This is a genomic window from Rhodococcus sp. USK10, assembly GCF_019378875.1.
Lineage (GTDB): Bacteria > Actinomycetota > Actinomycetes > Mycobacteriales > Mycobacteriaceae > Rhodococcus_F > Rhodococcus_F pseudokoreensis.
In genome coordinates this window covers 2,289,284-2,311,184 of the sequence record NZ_CP076048.1, presented here as the reverse complement: position 1 = coordinate 2,311,184, position 21,901 = coordinate 2,289,284, and the positions used below count along the sequence as shown (strand labels likewise).

The following is a 21,901-nucleotide window of genomic DNA, read 5'->3' as shown; positions in this document are numbered from 1 at the left end:
CCGGGTTCAGCAGCCTGATTCAGCGCAGCGGGTCGAAATGCCGCATGACGGCGGGAACCTGGCCGCCGGTCATGGAGTCGGCCATCATGCGACCGGTGAGCGGCCCCAGCGCGATGCCCCACATGCCGTGGCCGCCCGCCACGTGCACACGAGGGGAGCGGGTGCCGCCGACGAGCGGAAGTCCGTCGGTGGTGCAGGGCCGCGATCCGACCCACTCCTCCCGACGCGATTCCCAGTCGATGCCGGTGAACATGGGCGTCGCGGCCGCGATGATCGCCTGCACCCGGCGCGGGTCGAGAGGGGCGTCGGGACTGCGAAATTCCATCATTCCGGCGACGCGGAAACGGTCGTGCAGCGGGGTGCACGCCACACGCTGGGTGGGGAAGTAGATCGGGTTCTTCGGCATCTGCTCGGGCTGGACGCTGAAGCTGTACCCGCGGCCGGCCTGGACCAGGGCGCGGACACCGAACGGACGGGCGAGAGTATTGAGGTGTGCGCCGCCGGCGAGGACGACGGAATCGGCGGTGACCGTGTCGCCGGAAGCCGCGGCCAGCCGGACGCCCGACTGCCCCTGATCCTGCACCGCCACCACGTCGAAGCCGGACCTGATCTCGCCGCCCCGGGCGCGGACCGCGTCGGCGAGTGAATGCACGAAGCGCGGCGGGTCGATGAAGCGCTGGTTGCGCAGCCGCAGACCGGAGTGCACGCCGTCGCCGAGACTCGGCTCGAGAGAGTGGATCTCGTCCCGGTCGACGCGGTCGTACTCGACCTCGCCGCCCGCGGCTTCGACGTGCCGGAACTCGTCGACGAGCGCTTCCCGGTCCTCGTCCGACTTGAACGCGGTGAGGAACGGGTCGGCGAGATGCGTGTGCTCCCGCACGCCGCCGTCCGCGAGTTCGTCGTAGGCGCCCAGGGAGATCCGGTTGACCTCGGCGTACACCTTCATCGCGTCCGCCCACCGGGTGGGAGTGCAGTGCCGGGCGAAGCCGACGAGGAAACGCACCAGCCGCAGATCGGTCGTGAACGGAACGTAGACCGGTGAGGACGGATTCAGCATCGCGCGCAGGCCGTACCGCAGCACGGCCGGTTCGGGCAGCGGCAGCGTCAATGCCGGTGCGAGCCAACCCGCATTGCCCCACGACGCATCCGCCGCGACACCCTTACGGTCGACGACGGTGACGCGCACGCCACGTTCCTGGAGGAACCACGCCGTGGACAATCCGACGACGCCTGCTCCGACAATCGCGACATGGTCAGGGCGCTGCACTGTGTTCATGACTCCATGATCGGCGGGCGACGGAGCCGGGGCAGTAGCCGTTCGGCCAATCCCGGACAGTGCCCCCTGTGCAATCGGCCAGGGGTCACAAATCCCCCAGCGGTCACCAATCCCGCAGTCCCGTCAGCTTCAGGTGCAGCATCAGGATGAGCCGGGTGTCGGCGTCGGCCAGGTCCACGTCGCACGAATCGACGCAGCGCCGCAGCCGATTCCTCAGCGTGTTGGGGTGCACGTGCAGCGCGGCGGCGGCATCGGCGACATCGCCGCCGTGCGCCAGGAAGGCGCGGGCCGTGGCGACGAGATCCGTGCCGTGCTGCTCGTCGTGCCGGGTGAGCGCGGCGAGCGGGGTGAGCTCGCCCAGGCCGTCGAAGATGTCGGCGACGCGCAACGCCAGCACGGACGCGAGACTGTCCCGCATCGTCCCGGCGACCCCACCGGACCGGGCGTGCTGCAGCACGGTGAGCACCCGGTCGGCGTCCCCGCGCGACAGGTGCGCCTGGCTGGCCGTGCTCACCTCGCGCCCGACGGCGACCACGAACGTCGCCCCGCTGCGGGCGCGGCCGAGGAAATCCTCGGCGAGGCGCCGGACGTCTTTCTCCGACGCGGCGATGACCACGTAGATGACGTCGTCGAGTTGCGCGGCCACCGAATCGACCGCCAGCGTGTCGAGGTACAGGCCGAGGGAGGCGAGCAAACCGGAAGGCAGCGGGCGCCCGATCGCGACGGGGGCGGCCGCCGCGACCGTCAGCCGTCCCTCCAGCCGGAGGTCGTCGGCGGCGCGGAAAGCGGGCTCGCCGCCGTTGATCAGGGCACGGACGCGGTCGACCTGCATCCGGCGCGTCACGTCCACCCGTTCCCGCTCCGCCGCGATGTGCTCGGCGACGACCGGGACCGCGGACCGCAGAATCGATTCCTGTTCCGGGGTGGGGGCCGACGTCATCGCCGCCCAGATCGACCCGACCGACCGTCCCGCGTCCCGCACCGCGATCACCGCGCGGGGAGTCATGTTCGGCAGCCGCATGTCCACGTAGAAGACGTCGGTGTCCCGGTGCAGTCGCTCGAAGACGCCCGCGTCCTCGAGGAGTTGCCGGTACTTTCCGGGCACCTGCCGTCCCAGGATGGTCTCGATGCGTGCTTGATCCACGGCCTGCTCGCCGCTCGAATAGGCCAGGACCGTCGAGTTCTCGTCCTCGATCGTGATCGGGGCCCCGATCAGCTCGGCCAGCGACCCCGCCACCGTGAACAGGTCTTCACCGCGCAGGTCCATGGGTGCGAGCCTAGTTGCCGGGCGCGGTCCGGCCGGGTCTTCGCCGCGGTCCGTGTCCTCGAGACACGGGTCTCCGGGTCCTGGCGGTGGCCACCCGTCACGGGCATTGTGGGGGTATGGCGGCGACGCATGGCGGAACCGGAACGATGACCGCGTGGCGCGTGGTCGCTCCGGGCCCCGTCGCGGGCCACCCGCTGGAACGGAACCGCGAGCCCATACCCGAGCCGGGACCGGGCGAACTTCTCGTGAAGGTCCTGGCGTGCGGAGTGTGCCGCACCGACCTGCACGTGACGGAGGGGGATCTTCCCGTGCACCGGCCCCGGGTGACTCCCGGCCACGAGGTGGTGGGGGAGGTTGCCGCACTGGGTGATTCGGTGGCCGGGTCCTTCGCCGTCGGGGACCGGGTGGGCATCGCGTGGCTGCGGCACACTTGCGGACAGTGCGCGGCCTGCCTGCGGGGCGCGGAGAATCTGTGCAGGCAGTCGCAGTACACGGGATGGGACGCGGACGGCGGGTACGCCGAGTTCGCGACGGTCCCGGCCGGATACGCGCTGCACCTGCCGGAGGGGTACACCGACACCGAACTCGCCCCGCTGCTGTGCGCCGGGATCATCGGCTACCGGGCACTCGAGCGCGCCGCGGTCCCCGTCGGCGGCGCGCTGGGCATCTACGGGTTCGGCGGCAGCGCGCACCTCACCGCCCAGGTCGCGTCGACGCGCGGCGCCCGGGTGCACGTCATGACACGAGGGGCGGAGGCCCGGGCGCTGGCGGAGCGACTCGGGGCGGCATCCGTGCAGGGCGTGCGCGACACACCGCCGGAGCCCCTCGACTCCGCGATTCTGTTCGCCCCGGTCGGTGACCTGGTGCCCGTCGCGATGGAGGCGCTCGCCGACGGCGGCACCCTTGCCGTCGCCGGAATCCACCTCACCGACATCCCTGCGCTGGAATATCAGCGGCACCTGTTCCGGGAACGGCAGATCCGCAGCGTCACCGCCAACACCCGTTCGGATTCCGTCGAATTCCTGCGCATCGCAGCGGAACACCGGCTGAGCATCGACACCCACCCGTACCCACTCGGCCACGCCGACCGGGCACTGAGGGACCTGGCAGGCGGAATGTTCAGCGGTGCAGCAGTTCTCGAGCCGTAGAGGGAGAGAGATATGAGCGAACAAGCAGGGTCACCCGTCGTTGTCGGTATCGACGGTTCCCGCGCCGCGCTCGACGCGGCGCGCTGGGCCGCGGGCGCGGCGGTCCGGCTCGGTGCCCCGCTCCTGCTCGCCCACACGTACCCGGACGAGGCCACGTTCTACAACGGCACCGCGATGATGATCGACGCCCAGTTCATCCAGGAACTGCGCGAGGACGGCAACACGATGCTCGATGCCGCCACCGCCGCCGCCCTGCAGGATCACCCCGGACTCGCCGTCGAGCGCGACGTCCGATCCGGGACCGCGGCGTCCCACCTGATCGAGCTGTCGCGGGCGGCGCGGATCGTCGCGGTCGGCGCGCAGGGTGCGGGTGCGGTCACCGACTATCTCCTCGGATCCACGGTCCTGCGGACGGTCAACCACGCGCACAGCCCGGTCGCGGTGGTTCGGGGAGCGCCTGCGCCGGAATCACCGGACGCGCGCCCGATCGTCGTCGGCGTGGACGGCAGCCAGGTCAGCGAGAAGGCAGTCGAGGAGGCGTTCGCGCTCGCGTCCGCGTTCGGGGTCGGTCTGGACGCGGTGCACGCGTGGAGCGGGGAGAAGCAGCACGGGCTCGCGCACGCGTCGAAGTACGTCGACTGGGCCGCCTACGAAGAAGGGGAGAAGGCCGTCGTGTCCGAATGCCTCGCCGGCGCCCGCGACGAGTATCCCGACGTGCCGGTGACCGAGGTTTCGACGCAGGGGGCGTCCGCCGACGTCCTGCTGCGGCACGCGGCGACCGCGCAACTGCTGGTCGTCGGTAGCCACGGCCGGGGCAAGGTGATGGGTGCCCTGCTCGGATCCGTCAGCCAGAATCTCGTGCATCACGCTCCCTGCCCCGTCCTCGTCTGCCGGACTCGGCAGTGATGCCGGGATAGGCTCCTGTCATGGCTGGGGTCGAGGGTGTCCTGCTCGATATCGACGGTGTGCTGGTTACTTCGTGGCATCCGATCGACGGCGCCGCCGCCGCGGTGCGGGAGGTGCGCGATCGCGGACTCGCGTGCGCGTACCTCACCAACACGACGTCGAGGACGTGCGACGAGATCGCCGACGCCCTCCGGTCGGCGGGCATCGAAGCCGACTCCGACGAGATCGTCACCGCGGCGCGGCTCACCGCCGAGTACGTCCGGTCGACGTATCCCGGGTCGCGGGCGTGGGTCCTCAACAGCGGCGACATCACCGCCGATCTGTCCGGGATCGAACTGGACGACGAGAACCCGGAGGTGGTGATCCTCGGTGGCGCCGGGCCCGAATTCACCCACGGCGCACTCAGCCGTGTGGTCGAGTTGATGCTCGACGGCGTCCCCGTCGTCGCGATGCACCGGGGCACCACGTGGGCCACCCACGACGGGCTGCGCATCGACACGGGCACCTACCTCCCCGGGATGGAGGAGGTCGCGGGAACCAACGTCGTGTCGGTGGGCAAGCCGTCGCTCGCCGCGTTCCTCACCGCCACCGATCTGATGGGCACGGAACCGGACGTGACGATGATGGTCGGCGACGACCTGACGGGTGACGTCCTGGCCGCGCAGCGGGTGGGACTCATCGGTGTACTGGTGCGGACGGGCAAGTTCCGCCAGTCGATTCTGGACCTCGTCGCGCAGCGACCGGACCACGTCGTCGACTCGGTCGCGCAGCTGCCGAAGCTCCTCGACGAACTCGCCTGAGCGGGGTCCGGGACTAACCGGCCCGGAGCGGGTACTCTCGCGGCGAATCCTCCAATTCGACGTTCCCAGAAGGAGCTTCCATGCTCGCTGTCTCCACCCCCGTCACCTCGACCGCCTCGGCATCGCGTACTCGTATCTCGACTCTGTTCGGCCGACGGCTGGCACGTGTGGGAGCGGCGATGGCCGTGGGTCTGGGCGTCGCGGCGGGAATCTCGGTGGCCGGCGCAGGCGTCGCCGGTGCGGCCCCCGTCAACTGCGTCTCCCCGCCGTCGGCCAACGACGTCCAGGTGTCGGACACCGCGAGCTGCGGCGCCAAGGCGACCGAGGCAGGCACCGCCCACGCGATGGCCGCGGACAGCGGCACCGCGGTGAGTGTCGCCAACGGGCACAGCGGCGCCACCACGTACGCGAACGGATACGGAACGTCGCTCGGTGCGTCGACGGGCTCGGGCCAGGCGTACGCCGTCTCGCTCGGCGGCGGCATCGCCCGTTCCGGTGCGGCCGACGGCACCACCACCGTCGCGATCGCGGGCTGGGGTTCGGGTGCGACGGCCGACGCGAACGGCGTCGACTGCGTCGGCGCGCTGTCCCTCGCCTTCAACCTGAACACCGGTCAGGTCTGCGCGATGCGCTGATCGCCCCGGCACAGCGCTTCCGTCCCGACCTTGCACTCACCCTGTTCGAGTGCTAAAAATGCACTTGGCACTCGCCACGGGTGAGTGCCAGGTCGGGACGGTGAGACCGGGAACCACAGACACCCCTGGTCGTCCGTCGCGGGCACCGAACTCGGCCGAAGGCGTAAATGAGGCGACCCGACTAGCGGTCGCCTTGTGTGTCACCCCCAATCCGGAGGATCACTTCGCAATGGCCAAGATCATCGCGTTCGACGAAGAGGCCCGTCGCGGCCTCGAGCGGGGACTCAACGCCCTCGCCGACGCAGTCAAGGTGACGTTGGGCCCCAAGGGTCGCAACGTCGTGCTCGAGAAGAAGTGGGGCGCCCCCACGATCACCAACGATGGCGTGTCCATCGCCAAGGAGATCGAGCTCGAGGACCCCTACGAGAAGATCGGTGCCGAGCTGGTCAAGGAGGTCGCCAAGAAGACTGACGACGTCGCTGGCGACGGAACCACCACCGCTACCGTTCTCGCCCAGGCTCTCGTCCGTGAGGGCCTCCGCAACGTCGCTGCCGGCGCCAATCCGCTGGGTCTGAAGCGCGGCATCGAGAAGGCCGTCGAGGCCGTCACCGTGCGTCTGCTCGAGACCGCCAAGGAGATCGACACCAAGGAGCAGATCGCTGCTACCGCTGGTATCTCCGCCGGCGACCCGTCCATCGGCGAGCTCATCGCCGAGGCCATGGACAAGGTCGGCAAGGAAGGCGTCATCACGGTCGAGGAGTCCAACACCTTCGGCCTGCAGCTCGAGCTCACCGAGGGTATGCGCTTCGACAAGGGCTACATCTCGGCGTACTTCGCCACCGACCCGGAGCGTCAGGAAGCTGTCCTCGAGGACGCGTACATCCTGCTCGTGAGCTCCAAGATCTCCACGGTCAAGGACCTGCTGCCGCTGCTGGAGAAGGTCATCCAGTCCGGCAAGCCGCTGGTCATCATCGCCGAGGACGTCGAGGGCGAAGCCCTGTCCACCCTGGTGGTCAACAAGATCCGTGGCACCTTCAAGTCCGTGGCCGTCAAGGCTCCCGGCTTCGGTGACCGTCGCAAGGCTCAGCTCGCCGACATCGCCATCCTCACCGGTGGCGAGGTCATCAGCGAAGAGGTCGGCCTCTCCCTGGAGACCGCCGGACTCGAGCTGCTCGGCCAGGCACGCAAGGTCGTCATCACCAAGGACGAGACCACCATCGTCGAAGGCGCGGGAGACCCCGAGGCCATCGCCGGTCGCGTGTCCCAGATCCGCGCCGAGATCGAGAACAGCGACTCCGACTACGACCGCGAGAAGCTGCAGGAGCGCCTGGCCAAGCTGGCCGGTGGCGTTGCAGTCATCAAGGCCGGCGCTGCCACCGAGGTGGAGCTCAAGGAGCGCAAGCACCGCATCGAAGATGCCGTGCGTAACGCCAAGGCTGCCGTCGAAGAGGGCATCGTCGCCGGTGGTGGCGTGGCTCTGCTGCAGTCGGCTCCCGCACTGGACGACCTGAAGCTCGAAGGTGACGAGGCCACGGGTGCGAACATCGTTCGCGTCGCCCTCGAAGCACCGCTGAAGCAGATCGCCTTCAACGCAGGCCTCGAGCCCGGCGTCGTTGCCGAGAAGGTTCGCAACCTGCCCGCAGGTCACGGCCTCAACGCCGCGAACAACGAGTACGGCGACCTGCTCGAAGCCGGCATCAACGACCCGGTCAAGGTCACCCGCTCCGCGCTGCAGAACGCAGCGTCCATCGCGGCTCTGTTCCTGACCACCGAGGCCGTCGTCGCTGACAAGCCGGAGAAGGCCGGAGCGCCCGTGGGCGACCCGACCGGCGGCATGGGCGGTATGGACTTCTAAAGGCGGCTACGCCTCCCGTGCGTGGCTGAGGAGTCCCCGGACTCGTTTCCCACTCACGGGCACGAAGTGCTCCGAAAGAGCCCGGGACACCAACTGGTGTCCCGGGCTCTTTTCGTCGTCTCAGTGTCCGGCAGGCATCAGCATCCAGGCGGCGAGGTAGACGAGGGCCGCGGTGCCGCCGGTGACCAGGGTGGCCACCACGGTGAGCAACCGGACGAGGTTGACGTCCACCGAGAAGTATTCGGCGACGCCGCCGCAGACGCCTGCGAGCATCTTCTGGCTGTCGGAACGGGTGAACTGGCGGGGAGTGTTGCTGTCGAAGGTCATGCCTCCATCCTGTTCGGCGAGACCGGCCTGCACCATCGGGATGTACCCCGATCTCCACCCTGGTCTTTCACCCTGAGCAGCGGCGACGCGCCGAAGAACTCGATATCCCACACTTCGGGTCGAATGGGTGTAAAACTGAAAACTTTTGTTTAAATTTGTCCTTTTTCTGGACAAATGGGATGCGTGTATCACTGCCAAAGAAGAGATGTGCGAAATTTGCCCACTCTTCTTTTCCTCGGCGGGAAATTCAAGGGCAACGACAAGAAAATGTCCGGAAACGGTGAAGCGAAGTATGTTCTGTCGCTCCTCGATTACGGGAACGGGAATCCGGTGGTTGAGGTCTCGTCGTATCCGCTGGTGGCACGGCGTGTTTCGGAGGTAATTGGGGATTAGCCGGTGTCAGATCAACGGTTCTTCGTTAAGTCAACGATCGCAAATGTTTACCACTTCGTGCTTATTCGGAGCGAAAACTCGGGTACAAATGACGGAGCCCCTGATCGCAGGGGGAGTTCGAAAATCCACTGCGTCGAATAGGAGTAATACTATGTCCGACAGCCTTTTGGGTCTGCTCGAAGCGCTCACCACACTGATCGGCTTCCTCGGGTCCGTCGGGGGATAGGGACACCCCGTTTCGACCCCACTTCTGAACGAGAGCTGGAGTTCACATGACATCATGTGGGCTCCAGCTCTCGCCTCTACGGAGTCGGGCAGGCGACGTCGCAGCGAAGGAGAACGATGGTCAACCGCACTGCAGCGGGTAGGTACGGGGTGCGCTTGGCGCTCGCGGTCGCTCTGACGACGGCCATTCCCTGCCTCGGGGTCCAGGCGTCCGCTTCCGCCGATCCCGCCGACGACGCCACTGTCGCGGCCGGCGGCTCCCACCTGGTGAGCACCGACCCGATCGACGACCGGCAGTCGACCATTCACGTGTACTCGGCCTCCATGGACCGGGAGATTCCGCTGCGGGTCATCACCCCCGCGGACACGAGCGCCCCGAGGCCGACGCTCTACCTGCTCAACGGTGCGGGCGGCGGCGAGGACTCCGCCACGTGGCAGGCCCGGACCGACGTCGTCGACTTCTTCGCCGACAAGAATGTCAACGTCGTCACGCCGATGGAGGGCGCCTTCAGTTACTACACGGACTGGGAACAGACCGACCCCGAACTGGGCAACAACAAGTGGACGACGTTCCTCACACAGGAACTTCCGCCGATCGTCGACTCCGCGCTCGACACCAACGGCGTCAACTCGATCGCCGGCATCTCGATGGCCGGTAGCTCCGTGCTGAGCCTGGCGCAGGCGGCGCCCGACCTGTACCAGAGCGTCGGCGCCTACAGCGGGTGCGCGATGACCAGTACCGACCCCGGCCGCGCGTACGTACAGATGGTCGTCGAGGGCCGCGGCGGCGGTGACACCTCCAACATGTGGGGTCCGGAAAACGGTCCCGGCTGGGCCGCCAACGACCCGTACATCAACGCGGAGAAGCTGCGCGGACTCGACATCTACGTCAGCAACGGATCCGGGCTGCCCGGGGCCGGCGATCAGCTGAACGCGCCGGGAATCAACGGCGACGTCGGAACGCTCGCCAACCAGATCCTCGTCGGCGGCGTCATCGAGGCCGCCACCAACCAGTGCACTCACGCGCTGGCGGACAGACTGAACGAACTGCAGATTCCGGCGACGTTCGACTTCCGGCCCACCGGCACCCACTCCTGGACCTACTGGCAGGAAGACCTGCACAAGTCGTGGCCGATGCTCGCCGCGTCGATCGGCCTGTAGCGTCCGGTCTCGGAACTGAATCGACCCCCGCAGATCCCGGATCTGCGGGGGTCGAGCCGTCTAGTCTGACGAAGTGGAGACAGTACCGATCCAGATGCCCGACGGAACCACCACTCCCGTTCGCCTGTTTCCCGGCCCGGACGACGCCCCCGTGATCGTGGTGTTTCCCGGCCTGGGAATTCCTGCCGGCTACTACGAACCCTTCGCCGAGGAACTCGTGTCCCGGGGTTTCAACGCAGCGATCGGCGAACTCCGCGGCCAGGGCGACAGCCGCCCCCGCCCGAGCAGCGACAGCACGTACGGCTACCACGAACTGGTGGCCCTCGACTTTCCCGCGATCTTCGAGGTGGTGCGGGAACGGTTTCCGGCCGCGACGCCGTTCCTGCTCGGGCACAGCATGGGCGGTCAGCTCGGCGTGATGTACGGGGCACGGATCCGGGGCCGGCTCGGCGGAATCGTGCTCGTCGCGTCGGGGTCGCCGTATCACCGCGGGTTCCCCGGGATCCACGCCCCGCGGATGCTCGTCGGCGCCGCGGCGATGTCGATGACGGCCAATCTGGCCGGGTTCTGGCCCGGCGACAAACTGGACATCGGCGGGTTCGGGCGGCAGTCGAGGGTGCTGATCACCGACTGGTCGCGATTCGCCCGCACCGGCAGGATCGAACCCGACGGGGCCGACATCGACTACGAGGAACGCATCGGCCGGCTGAAACTGCCCGTGCTGTCCGTGACCGTCGAAGGGGACGATCTGGCTCCGGAATCGGCGGCGAAGAACCTCCTCGCGAAACTCCCGAACGCCGACGTCACCCTGTGGCACCAGCCGCAACCGCTCGGCCACAACGGGTGGATCCGCGAGCCCGCGAGCACCGTCGACCGGATCGTCGACTGGATCCACGACCACACCTGACCTGTGAGTACTTCTTAACCGCGGGCGGTTGAGAAGTACTCACAGGTGGGGGTCAACGGGTGAGCTGCTCCCACAGGAACGAGAACGTCAGCGCCGATTTGAACGCTGCCTGCGCGTTGTCCGCGGCCCCGCCGTGCCCGCCCTCGATGTTCTCGTAGTACCAGACCTCGTGGCCCTGCTCTTCGAGCAGCGCCGTCATCTTGCGGGCGTGGCCGGGGTGGACGCGGTCGTCGCGGGTGGAGGTGGTGACGAGGATCGGCGGGTAGTCCGCCGCCGGATCGGTGTTCTGATACGGCGAGTACTCGCCGATGAACTTCCAGTCGTCCGGGTTGTCCGGATCGCCGTACTCGGCCATCCACGACGCCCCGGCGAGCAGCAGGTGGTATCGCTTCATGTCGAGGAGCGGAACCTGGCACACGATCGCGCCGAACAGTTCCGGGTAGCGGGTGAGCATGACGCCCATGAGCAGCCCGCCGTTGCTGCCGCCCTGGATTCCGAGTTGCTTCGACGTGGTGATGCCCCGGGCCACGAGGTCGCGGGCGACGGCGGCGAAGTCCTCGAACGCCTTGTGTCTGCCTTCTCGCACCGCCTGGGTATGCCACGACGGGCCGTACTCGCCGCCGCCGCGGATGTTCGCGACCACATACGCGCCGCCGCGTTCGAGCCACGCGAACCCGACCGACCCGCTGTACCCGGGGACCATCGAGTTCTCGAAGCCGCCGTACCCGTACAGCATGGTGGGGCAGGGTCCGGTCACGTCGTCGCGGCGCACCACGAAGTAGGGGATCTCGGTTCCGTCGTCGGAGACCGCGAAGTGCTGCGACACCGACATGCCGTCCGCGTCGAAGAACGAGGGCGCCTGTTTGACGGGTTCGAGCGCACCCCCGACCGAGCCGTACAGCAGCGTCGCCGGCGTGGTGAAGCCGCTGGAGTTGACGAAGAAGTCGTCGCCGGTGCGCGGGTCGGTGCTGATGATCCCGCTCGCCGTGAGTTCCGGGACGCCGTCGAGAGGCTTCTCCTCCCACCCGGTGTCGTTCGGCGTGAGCACCGACAGCTTGGTCTGCACGTCCGACAGACGCACGAGGAGGAGGTGGTTCCTGGTCCACGTTCCCTGTTCGAGGGACGTGTGCTCGTCCGGGGTGAACAGCGGCGTCAGCTCGCGGGACCCGGCGAGGAAGTCGGCGTAGTTCGCGGCGAGCAGCGACCCGGCCGGGTATACGGTGCCGTCCACTTCCCAGTCGGTGCGCGGACGGATGGTCAGCCACTCGCGGTACACGGACGATCCCGCGTCGTCCGGGGTGTCGATCCGGACCTTCGACCCGTCGGGGAGCAGTTCGTAGCGTTCGGAGTTGTAGAAGTCCATCGACCGGCCGACGAAGTGCCGCTCGTATCCGGGGGTGTCGTCGTACGACGCGCCGACGGACACGTCGGTGGTCTCGCCCTCGAAGACGGTGACCGCCTCGGTGAACGGGGTGCCGCGATGCCAGCGCTTCGCGATTCTCGGGTAGCCGGAGTCGGTCATCGAGCCTTCGCCGAAGTCGGTCCCGACGTACACGGTGTCCTTGTCGATCCAGCTGATGCTGGTCTTGGCCTCGGGGACGTCGAATGCGTGGTCGCCGCCGACGAATTCGCGCGTTTCGAGGTCGAATTCGCGCACCACGGACGCGTCGGCGCCGCCGCGGGAGAACGACAGCAGGGCCCGTGACTGCTCGGGTCGCAGCACGCTGGCGCCTGCCCACACCCAGTTCTCGCCCTCCTGTTCGGCGAGTGCGTCGACGTCGAGCAGGACGTCCCACTCGGGGTTGTCGGTGCGGTACTGCTCCAGGGTGGTGCGCCGCCAGATGCCGCGCTTGTGTTCGCCGTCGCGCCAGAAGTTGTACAGGTACTCGCCGCGCATGCCCGCGTAGGGGATCCGGTCGTCCGTGTCGAGCACGTCCAGGATCCGGCTCTCCAGCGCGGAGAACCCGGCGTTCTCGGTGTACTCGGCGAGTGTGCGGGCGTTGCGTTCCCGCACCCAGTCGAGTGACCGTTCCGCGGTGACATCTTCGAGCCAGAGGAAGGGATCCGTCATGGCGCCATTCTTGCAGGCGGTGTCGTGCCTGGTCGCGGCGGGAAAGGTGTGACGGATGAGGCTACCCGCGGGTAACGCGACCGCGTGGAGACAGCGAATCGGGACGGGACTACCCTGAACAACCGTGACCTCACACTATGACGTCGTTGTCCTCGGAGCCGGTCCCGGTGGGTACGTCGCTGCTATCCGCGCGGCACAACTCGGACTGAGCACTGCCATCATCGAGCAGAAGTACTGGGGCGGTGTGTGCCTGAACGTGGGCTGCATCCCCTCGAAGGCTCTTCTCCGCAATGCCGAACTTGCGCATCTCTTCACAAAAGAGGCCAAGTTGTTCGGTATCTCGGGTGAGGCGTCCTTCGACTTCGGCGCAGCGTTCGACCGCAGCCGCAAGGTTGCCGAGGGCCGCGTCAAGGGCATCCACTTCCTGATGAAGAAGAACAAGATCCCCGAGTACGACGGCAAGGGCACGTTCACCGACGCCAACACCATCGAGGTCGCGCTCACCAAGGGCGGCACCGAGACGATCACGTTCGACAACGCGATCATCGCCACCGGCAGCACCACCAAGCTGCTGCCCGGCACCGAGCTCAGCAAGAACGTCGTCACCTACGAAGAGCAGATCATGACCCGGGACCTGCCCGGATCGATCCTCATCGTCGGCGCCGGCGCGATCGGCATGGAGTTCGGGTACGTCCTGAAGAACTATGGAGTCGACGTCACCATCGTCGAGTTCCTCGACCGCGCGCTGCCCAACGAGGACGCGGACGTCTCCAAGGAAATCGAGAAGCAGTACAAGAAGCTCGGCGTCAAGGTCATCACCGGCGCCGCCGTGCAGAGCATCGACGACGACGGCTCCAAGGTCACCGTCTCGATCAAGAACAACAAGTCCGGCGAGACCGAGTCGGTCGTCGTCGACAAGGTGATGCAGTCCGTCGGGTTCGCACCCCGCGTCGAGGGCTTCGGCCTCGAGACGACCGGCGTGCAGCTCACCGACCGCGGCGCCATCGGCATCACCGATACCATGCAGACGTCGGTGCCGCACATCTACGCCATCGGTGACGTCACGATGAAGCTGCAGCTGGCGCACGTCGCCGAGGCGCAGGCCGTGGTGGCCGCCGAGACGATCGCCGGCGCCGAGACGCTGCCGATCGACGACTACCGGATGATGCCGCGCGCGACGTTCTGCCAGCCGCAGGTCGCCAGCTTCGGTCTGACCGAGCAGCAGGCCAAGGACGAGGGCTACGACGTCAAGGTCGCGACGTTCCCGTTCGCCGCCAACGGCAAGGCACACGGCCTCGGGGATGCCACCGGCTTCGTCAAGCTGATCGCCGACACGAAGTACGGCGAGCTGATCGGTGGGCACCTCATCGGCCCCGACGTCTCCGAGCTGCTGCCCGAGCTGACCCTCGCGCAGAAGTGGGACCTCACGGTCAACGAGCTGGCCCGCAACGTGCACACGCACCCGACGCTCAGCGAAGCCCTGCAGGAGGCCATCCACGGCCTCGCCGGGCACATGATCAACTTCTGACCCGAACACCGACGAGGGCCCGCACAGTCTCTGTGCGGGCCCTCGTCGTTTCCGGCCGGATCGGTTCCGCGATCCGATGGCGAAGTGTCCGCTCCGATGGCATCGTGGGGAAGATGACCATGCCGGACAGCACGCCAGAAGGATCCGAGGGCGAGTACAGCCTGGACGAAGAGGACCAGCTGCAGCCGGAGGACACGTTGGTCGACCGAGGTGTGGACGACGTTCTCGACGAAGGGTATTCGCCTCCGGAGAAGCCGCTCGGGCTCGACGCGTTCGGAACGACGGCCGCCGAGCAGCGTGAAGGGGAGACCCTCGATCAGCGGCTCGCCGAGGAGGAACCGGATCCGGCGTTCGAGGAGGACGAGAACGCGGAGATCCTCGACGACAACGAGGTCGGACGGCGGCGTTCGGGGCGGCTTCTCGCCGAGGACGAGGGTGTGGGGGAGGACGAGGAGAAGGATCTCGTTGCTTTCGACATAGGAATCGATGGGGGAGCGGCGTCGGCGGAGGAGGCCGCGGTCCACATCGTCGACGAAGAGTCCGACCTCGACGAACTCAGCTGACGCCCCGACCGGCGTCGTACCTCTCCTGCGCCGCCAGAACGTCGGGTACGCGCGATTCGACCAGTTCGATCAGGCCGATCAGGCGTGAACCGACCTCGGCGCCGAGCGGCGTGAGGCTGTATTCGACCTTCGGCGGGATGGCCTCGAGCACGTCGCGAACCACGAGGCCGTCTCGTTCGAGTGCCTGCAATGTCTGCGACAGCATGCGTTCGCTGACGCCGTCGACGCGTCGGCGGAGTGCGCTGAATCGGTAGTTTCCCTCGGTCAGAGCCGCGAGGGCGAGCACACCCCAGCGGCCGGTGACGGTCTGCAGGGTCTCGCGCGACGCGCAGTTGCGTGCGAAGACGTCCGCTTCGAGGGTGCGGTCTTCACTTTCCTGTGCTGGGTGCGCGGGTTCGGACATGCGTCCAGTCTATCCCACGAAGGGGAAGCGCTTACTAAATTATTTGCACTTACGAAAAATTAGTGCATGATGGAGCGTGAGCTTGAACAGTCAACTCGCACCACTACGCGCTAGGAGTTCGTCATGACCATCGCCGTCACAGGAGCAACCGGACACCTCGGCAGGCTCGTCGTCGAGGCACTGCTCGACAAGGGGACACCCGCCGCCGACCTCGTCGCCGTGGTCCGCACCCCGGCCAAGGCCGCAGACCTCGCGGACCGGGGAGTCGAGGTCCGGCAGGCCGACTACAGCGATCGCGCCGCGCTCGAGACCGCATTCGCCGGCGTCGACAAGCTGCTGCTCGTCTCCGGCAGTGAGGTCGGGCAGCGGGTTGCCCAGCACGCCAACGTGATCGATGCCGCGAAGGCCGCCGGGGTCGGCTTCGTCGCCTACACCAGCGTCCTCGACGCGCAGAACAGCACGATCGGTCTGGCCGTGGAACACCGCGCCACCGAGGATCGGCTGGCACAGTCCGGGATCGACTTCGCGCTGCTCCGCAACGGCTGGTACTGGGAGAACTACCTCGGCAGCATTCCCGCGGCGAGCGAGACCGGTGCGCTGTTCGGCAGCGCCGGGACCGGCGTCGTCGCCGCTGCCGCCCGCAGGGACTACGCCGAGGCCGCCGCCGCCGTTCTGCTCGCCGACGGGCAGGCAGGCAAGGTCTACGAACTCGGCGGCGACGAGCGCCTGACGTACAGCGAACTGGCGGACGTCATTTCCTCCGTCATCGGAAAGCCGGTGTCGTACAAGGACCTTCCGCAGGCCGAATACGCCGCGGCGCTCGAGGGTGCCGGACTGCCCGCACCGATTGCGAGCATGCTCGCCGATTCCGATGCGGGCGTCGCCGTCGGCGCTCTCGACACCGAGAGCGGCGACCTGCAGAGGCTGATCGGCCGCAACTCGACCCCCGCCGCCACCGCCCTCGCCGTGAGTACTTCTTAACGTCGGGCGGTTAACAAGTACTCACGGGGCGCGAAGCGGCATAGGCGACCCAGCTTCCGAACTCGGTGATGTCGGTGGCCCCGTCGACCGCGTCGTGTGTGCAGCTGAAGCCCACCACGGCGCGGCCGTCGGACAATTCGACGCTCGTCAGGGCCATCGGGGCGGGCAGCGCCGCGAGGAAGCTGCCCAGCCCCGCGGCGGACACGCGGAACAGTTCCCCGGAAATCGGGGAGCCCGCGCCGGGACCGCGGCGGACGAGGCCGGGCTTGGGCGGGGTGGTGGCGAGCGCGGTGAGCCGGTACGCGTCGGTGGTGGTGACGGTGTCGACGAAGCGTGCCCCGATGTCCTCGAGTTGGAAGTGCAGGGGCTGCCCGCGCAGGTGTGCGCCGAACACGGCCAGTTCCACCCCCTCCTCGACGAGGGTGGGCGCGGGCGCGCCGAGCAGCCGGGCGGCGAGGTCGACAGCCACCTGATCGGCGAACGCCGGCACCACGAACATGACCCCGAACGGTTCACCGGCGGCGGTCGGGGCGCCCGGGACGGCGACCGCCGCCATGTCGAGCAGATTGCAGAAATTCGTGTACGTGCCCATCCGCCGGTTGATGCCGATCGGATCCGCTTGTACGGCAGCGATCGTCGGGTGTTCGGTGGTGGTGGGCAGCAGGAGTCCGTCGAAACCGGCCAGCAGGTACCGCGTCTGCGCCTTGACTCGGATGAGCGTGTCGAGGTCGGCGGCGAACTCGTGACCCGCGGGCTGGCGCGCCGACTCGACGATGGCGGTGACGACCGGATCGGCGCCCGCCGGTGCCGTGTCGAGGAATCGCCCGACCGCGGTGTACCGCTCGGCGACGACGGCGCCGTCGTACAGCAACCGGGCGGCGTCGAGCAGCGGGGAGACGTCGACCGCCTCGACGGCGAACCCGTGGTCCGTCACCGACGCGACCGTGTCGGCGAACGCCGCGTGGTACTCCGGCGTCAGCAGCGCGAGATTCGCTTCCGTGGGAATCGCGACGCGTGCGTGTGCCGGCGCGGCGAGCCGGACGTCGGACGGCCATGCGCGGCTGCGCGGGTCCGCGGCCGCGGGGCCCGACATGATGCGGGCGGCGGTCACCGCCGTGTCGAGTTCGGCCGCGAACACGGTGACGCAGTCGTAGTCGACGCACGCGGGAACGACGCCGTCGGCGGGGATGACGCCGAGTGTCGCCTTGATCCCGACGAGACCGTTGAACGCAGCCGGGACCCTGCCGGATCCCGCCGTGTCGGTGCCGATTCCGATGTCGGCGATGCCGAGGGCGACGGCGACGGCGGAACCCGAACTGGATCCGCCCGACACGCGTTCGGGGTCCCACGAGCACCGGACGGCGCCGTACGGACTGCGTGTCCCGACCAGTCCGGTCGCGAACTGGTCGAGGTTCGTCTTCCCCAGTACGACGGCGCCCTGGTCGACCAGACGGCGCACGGAAGTCGCGGTGACGCCCGGGAGATAGGCGAACTCGGGGCACGCGGCCGACGTCGGGAGCCCGGCGACGTCGATGTTGTCCTTGACCGCCACGACCTTCCCGGCCAGGGGCAGGTGCTCGCCGGCGTCGAGGCGGGCCTGCACGGCAACGGCATCGGCGTGGACGTCCTCGGCGGGCCGGAGGGTGATCCACACCTCCGGGCGGTCCACCTCGGCGATCCGCCGGAAGGCGTCCTCGACCCGGGCGGTGGGGGACAGGGCGGTGTGTCCGGGGTTCACGGCATCGACAGTCATCAGTTTTCTGCTCCAATCACGACGAGAGGGGTGCCCGGTTCGACGATCGCGCCCGGTGACACGAGGACTTCGAGGACAATGCCCGGCGAGGTGAACGCGACCGGCATCTCGAGTTTCATCGCCTCGAGCACCACGGCGTTCTGGCCCGCGTCGACGCGTTGCCCGGCCTCGACCTCGACGCGCCACACGCTTCCGACCATCGGCGCCTCGACGACGACGGCGCCCGGCGGGAGGTCGCCGCGTGCGGACGGCTCGAGTGCGGGGGCCTGCTCGACGCGGTCGAATTCGCCCGATGCACGCCACGCCGCCTTCTCGGTGTCGAACGCCGCGGACTGCCGGGCGTCGAACGCGGCGATGGATTCGGCGTTGTCCTTCAGGAACTTCAGGTGGTCGGCGAACGCGAACGTGCCGTCGGAGATCTCCGCGTCGAACCGCCCGGCCACCGCCTGCGCGCGGTACTCGCGCAACTGCTCCGGGGTGACGGGTTCCCACACGATGCGGTCGAAGAACCGGAACATCCAGGGTTTGCCGTCGTCGAACGGGCGGTGCTGCCGGTAGCCCGACCAGATCGGGACGGTGCGGCCGATCAGCTGGTAGCCGCCCGGCGACTCCATCCCGTAGACGCACAGGTACTTGCCGCCGATCCCGACGGCGTCGGACGGGGTCCACGTGCGAGCCGGGTTGTACTTGGTGGTGACCAGGCGGTGCCGCGGATCGAGGGGCACGGCCAGCGGCGCACCGAGGTAGACGTCGCCGAGCCCCAGCACCAGGTATTCGGCGTCGAACACGGCGTCCCGGACGTCGTCGACGCTGTCCAATCCGTTGATTCGCCGGATGAATTCGGTGTTCGACGGCAGCCACGGCGCCTCGTGGCGGACACCGCTGCGGTAGCGGTCGATGGCCTCGGCGATGGACGGGTCGTCGAACGACAGCGGCAACCGGACCGTGCGACTCGGAACCACCAGATCGTGCGTCGCCGGCAGCAGTTCCTCGATGTCCTGGAGGATGTCCAGCAGCCTTCCTGCCGGGAGGCGGTCGGCGTCGAAGTGCAGGTGCAGCGACCGGACACCCGGGGTGATGTCGATGATGCCCGGGACGTGGCGCCGGACCAGCGCCTCCGACAGCGCGTGGACGCGCATGCGCAGGCCGAGGTCCAGTTCCCGGTCTCCGTATTCGACGAGGACGTTGTCGTCGCCGGCGCGCAGGTACGCGACCTCCGGTCGGTCCAGTATCGGTGCGATGCGGTGCAGCACTCCGCCGTCGCTGTTCGCCGACCGGGTCGCCGCGGGCGGAACATCCAGTCTGCGAGACGAATCCGAAGAACGCAGTGAGTGCGCACCGTCGTCGGAGACCGCGACGAACCGCACGCTGTCGCCGGGGCGGATCTGCCCGAGCTTCCACCGGTGGGCCTTGGCCACGGTGAGTGGGCACGCGAAACCGCCGAGGCTGGGGCCGTCGGGGCCGAGGAGAATCGGAGTGTCACCGGAGACGTTGAGGGCTCCGACGCTGTACGGGTTGTCGTGCAGGTTCGACGGGTGCAGTCCGGCGTCGCCGCCGTCGGTCCTCGACCAGACCGGTTTGGGGCCGTCGAGTCGGAGTCCGGTCCGGTTTGCGTGCGTCTGGACCTTCCAGGTGGTGTCGTAGAACTGCGCCATGTCGGAATCGGTGAAATAGGCGGGTGCCGGCTGCGGTCCCTCGGTGACGGCGAGATGCCACACGTGCGTGAACTCCGGGATCGAGTCCTCCGGGACGGGATGCGGCGCGCCGAGACCCGTCGTGTTCTCGAACAGTGAGTCGTCGAACAGGCCCAGCACGTCGCCAGTGGCGACGGCCTTGCCCGTGATGCCGCCGAACCCGCCGAGCGTGAATGTGGCTGCGCTGCCGTGATACAGCGGGGCCTCGATCCCGCCCCGGAACGCGACGTACGTGCGCAGACCCGTGTCCGCCGGAGTGCCGATGTCGAGTACGGACCCGGCAGGCACTTCCACCGGGTGCCACAGTGAGATCGGCTCGCCGTCGAGGGTGACCGGGGCGTCGGCGCCGCCCACGCAGATCACGGTGGCGTCCGAGAACACCAGGCGCGGCCCCTGCAGGGTGCATTCGAGCCCTGGTGCGCCGGCCGGATTGCCGACCGCCGTGTTGACCAGCTGGAACGACAGGTCGTCCATCGGCCCGGACGGGGGAATTCCGACCTCCCACAGACCGATTCGGCCGGGATGGTCCTGCACGGTGGTCATCGTGCCCGCGCGGAGGACGTCGACGCGGCGTCCGGTGGGCCGCAGATCGGCCAGCGACTGCGTGGTGTGCTCGGCGTCCAGGACGGTGTCGGCGACGCAGATCCGCCGGAGCTGGGGCAGGTTGGTCTGGATCCCGTAGATATGGGTGTCGGCGAGCGCCTCCCCGAGGGCGGCGAACGCCGCCGTGCGCCGGTGCCCGCGGGTGATCACCTTCGCCAGCATCGGGTCGTAGTACGCGCTCACCTCGGTGCCCGTGTCGACCCACGTCTCCACCCGCGTGTGAGCCGGGAACTCCACACCCGTGAGGCGTCCGGCGCTGGGACGGTAGTCGTGGCCGGGGTCCTCGGCGTAAATGCGGGCCTCGACGGCGGTGCCCCTGATCGCGGGTCCGGAGTCGGGCAGCCCGTCCAGCATGGAACCGTCGCCGCGGGCGAGCCTCAGCATCCACTCGACGAGATCCACCCCGGTGACCTCCTCGGTCACCGGGTGCTCCACCTGCAGTCGGGTGTTCATCTCGAGGAACGACGCCTCACCGCGGTCCACGTCGTAGACGAACTCGACGGTTCCGGCCGACCGGTAGTTCACCGAGGACGCAAGACCGCGGGACGCGCTCAGGAGTTGTTCCACCACCTCGTCGGAGAGTCCGGGTGCCGGAGCCTCCTCCACCACCTTCTGGTTGCGGCGCTGCAGCGAGCAGTCGCGGGTGCCGAGGCTGAGCGTGCGGCCGCGGCCGTCGCCGAACACCTGCACCTCGATGTGCCGGGCGCGGGCCACGAAGCGTTCCAGGAACACCCCCGAAGAGGAGAAGTTGGCCTGGGCGAGGCGCTGGACGCGGTCGTAGGCTTCGCGGAGTTCCGCGGCGTCGAAGCACGCCTGCATCCCGATGCCGCCACCGCCGCCGACCGCCTTGATCATCACCGGATAGCCGATGTCGGAGGCCGCGGACAGGGCGGCGCCGGCGGAGTCGAGGAGCCCGCTGCCCGCGACGAGCGGGACGCCGACGGCGCGAGCGGCCTCGCGTGCGGTGTGCTTGTTGCCGAAGGTGCGCAACTGTTCGGGGGTGGGACCGACGAACGCGATGCCCGCGGATTCCGCCGCGGCGGCGAACGCGTCGTTCTCCGACAGGAACCCGTACCCGGGATGAATCGCGCCTGCGCCCGTGGCCAAGGCGGCCTCCACGACGGCGTCGGCGCGCAGATACGACTCGTGGGCGGGAGCCGGGCCCAGCCGGACGGCGACGTCGGCCATCTCGACGTGTGCGGCCGCGGAATCGGCGTCGGAGTACACCGCGACCGTCTTCAGTCCGAGGAGGTGCGCGGTTCGCATGATGCGGCAGGCGATTTCGCCCCGGTTCGCGACGAGCAGGGTGTCGAAGGAGTACTCGATCGGCGGCGTATTCATCCCTGTGGACATGGTTGTATACGCTAAGGACGAGGTGTTTCACCGAGATTTCTCGAAGTAAAGC

General features: G+C 68.3%; 17 protein-coding genes. 10 read left to right on the top strand and 7 right to left on the bottom strand.

What is annotated here, in order from left to right:
• Positions 1 to 19: 19 nt before the first annotated feature.
• Both I1A62_RS17740 and I1A62_RS17735 read right to left on the bottom strand, forming a co-directional pair.
• On the bottom strand, positions 20 to 1,276 hold the full coding sequence (locus I1A62_RS17740) for an FAD-binding oxidoreductase (RefSeq protein WP_219459293.1): 1,257 nt from the start codon (positions 1,274 to 1,276) through the stop codon (positions 20 to 22).
• Positions 1,277 to 1,379: 103 nt separating this feature from the next.
• Positions 1,380 to 2,543 carry a helix-turn-helix domain-containing protein gene (locus I1A62_RS17735; RefSeq protein ID WP_219459292.1) on the bottom strand — a complete coding sequence of 388 codons (1,164 nt, stop codon included), beginning with the start codon at positions 2,541 to 2,543 and terminating at the stop codon, positions 1,380 to 1,382.
• Positions 2,544 to 2,689: 146 nt separating this feature from the next.
• Between I1A62_RS17735 and I1A62_RS17730 the strand changes: the two genes are divergently transcribed.
• The 5 genes from I1A62_RS17730 (at position 2,690) to groL (ending at position 7,887) form a co-directional block, all read left to right on the top strand.
• Positions 2,690 to 3,691: a zinc-binding alcohol dehydrogenase family protein gene (locus I1A62_RS17730; protein ID WP_219461244.1), complete on the top strand. Its 1,002-nt coding sequence runs from the start codon at positions 2,690 to 2,692 to the stop codon at positions 3,689 to 3,691.
• 12 nt (positions 3,692 to 3,703) lie between these two features.
• The gene (locus I1A62_RS17725) at positions 3,704 to 4,597 is read left to right on the top strand and encodes a universal stress protein (RefSeq protein ID WP_219459291.1); all 894 of its coding nucleotides are present in this window, start codon (positions 3,704 to 3,706) and stop codon (positions 4,595 to 4,597) included.
• A gap of 20 nt (positions 4,598 to 4,617) precedes the next feature.
• Positions 4,618 to 5,397: an HAD-IIA family hydrolase gene (locus I1A62_RS17720; RefSeq protein WP_124396046.1), complete on the top strand. Its 780-nt coding sequence runs from the start codon at positions 4,618 to 4,620 to the stop codon at positions 5,395 to 5,397.
• A gap of 80 nt (positions 5,398 to 5,477) precedes the next feature.
• On the top strand, positions 5,478 to 6,032 hold the full coding sequence (locus tag I1A62_RS17715; RefSeq protein WP_124396047.1) for a DUF6764 family protein: 555 nt from the start codon (positions 5,478 to 5,480) through the stop codon (positions 6,030 to 6,032).
• A gap of 229 nt (positions 6,033 to 6,261) precedes the next feature.
• Positions 6,262 to 7,887: a chaperonin GroEL gene (gene groL, locus I1A62_RS17710; protein WP_087562199.1), complete on the top strand. Its 1,626-nt coding sequence runs from the start codon at positions 6,262 to 6,264 to the stop codon at positions 7,885 to 7,887.
• A 120-nt stretch (positions 7,888 to 8,007) separates the two neighbouring features.
• Here groL and I1A62_RS17705 read toward each other — a convergent pair whose 3' ends face one another.
• Complete coding sequence (locus I1A62_RS17705; RefSeq protein ID WP_012689066.1) at positions 8,008 to 8,214, bottom strand: PspC domain-containing protein; 207 nt, start codon at positions 8,212 to 8,214, stop codon at positions 8,008 to 8,010.
• A 735-nt stretch (positions 8,215 to 8,949) separates the two neighbouring features.
• On the opposite strand from I1A62_RS17705, the gene I1A62_RS17700 reads away from it, so the two are divergent.
• Positions 8,950 to 9,993 (top strand): alpha/beta hydrolase family protein, encoded by a 1,044-nt coding sequence (locus tag I1A62_RS17700; RefSeq protein ID WP_219459290.1) that lies wholly within the window; start codon positions 8,950 to 8,952, stop codon positions 9,991 to 9,993.
• Between the two features lie 73 nt (positions 9,994 to 10,066).
• A complete protein-coding gene (locus tag I1A62_RS17695; protein ID WP_257890827.1) occupies positions 10,067 to 10,900 on the top strand; it encodes an alpha/beta fold hydrolase in 834 nt (277 codons plus the stop codon).
• Positions 10,901 to 10,952: 52 nt separating this feature from the next.
• Here I1A62_RS17695 and I1A62_RS17690 read toward each other — a convergent pair whose 3' ends face one another.
• Entirely contained in the window at positions 10,953 to 13,028 is a 2,076-nt protein-coding gene (locus I1A62_RS17690) for a prolyl oligopeptidase family protein (protein ID WP_257890951.1), read from the bottom strand.
• Positions 13,029 to 13,095: 67 nt separating this feature from the next.
• Between I1A62_RS17690 and lpdA the strand changes: the two genes are divergently transcribed.
• Together lpdA and I1A62_RS17680 are read left to right on the top strand one after the other, a co-directional pair.
• On the top strand, positions 13,096 to 14,499 hold the full coding sequence (gene lpdA / locus I1A62_RS17685) for a dihydrolipoyl dehydrogenase (RefSeq protein WP_124396050.1): 1,404 nt from the start codon (positions 13,096 to 13,098) through the stop codon (positions 14,497 to 14,499).
• Positions 14,500 to 14,612: 113 nt separating this feature from the next.
• Positions 14,613 to 15,062 carry a DUF5709 domain-containing protein gene (locus I1A62_RS17680; RefSeq protein WP_124396051.1) on the top strand — a complete coding sequence of 150 codons (450 nt, stop codon included), beginning with the start codon at positions 14,613 to 14,615 and terminating at the stop codon, positions 15,060 to 15,062.
• Here the strand turns inward: I1A62_RS17680 and I1A62_RS17675 are convergent.
• Positions 15,055 to 15,465: a helix-turn-helix domain-containing protein gene (locus I1A62_RS17675; protein WP_124396052.1), complete on the bottom strand. Its 411-nt coding sequence runs from the start codon at positions 15,463 to 15,465 to the stop codon at positions 15,055 to 15,057. The two genes, I1A62_RS17680 and I1A62_RS17675, sit on opposite strands and share 8 nt — an antisense overlap.
• Before the next feature lie 123 nt (positions 15,466 to 15,588).
• Here I1A62_RS17675 and I1A62_RS17670 point away from each other — a divergent pair, with 123 nt between their 5' ends.
• The gene (locus tag I1A62_RS17670; protein ID WP_219459289.1) at positions 15,589 to 16,446 is read left to right on the top strand and encodes an SDR family oxidoreductase; all 858 of its coding nucleotides are present in this window, start codon (positions 15,589 to 15,591) and stop codon (positions 16,444 to 16,446) included.
• Positions 16,447 to 16,456: 10 nt separating this feature from the next.
• Here the strand turns inward: I1A62_RS17670 and atzF are convergent, their stop codons facing one another.
• Positions 16,457 to 18,199, bottom strand: coding sequence for an allophanate hydrolase (gene atzF, locus I1A62_RS17665; RefSeq protein WP_219459288.1), 1,743 nt, complete (start codon positions 18,197 to 18,199; stop codon positions 16,457 to 16,459).
• The gene (gene uca / locus I1A62_RS17660) at positions 18,199 to 21,849 is read right to left on the bottom strand and encodes an urea carboxylase (RefSeq protein WP_219459287.1); all 3,651 of its coding nucleotides are present in this window, start codon (positions 21,847 to 21,849) and stop codon (positions 18,199 to 18,201) included. The genes atzF and uca overlap by 1 nt, the downstream gene beginning before the upstream one ends.
• Positions 21,850 to 21,901: the final 52 nt, after the last annotated feature.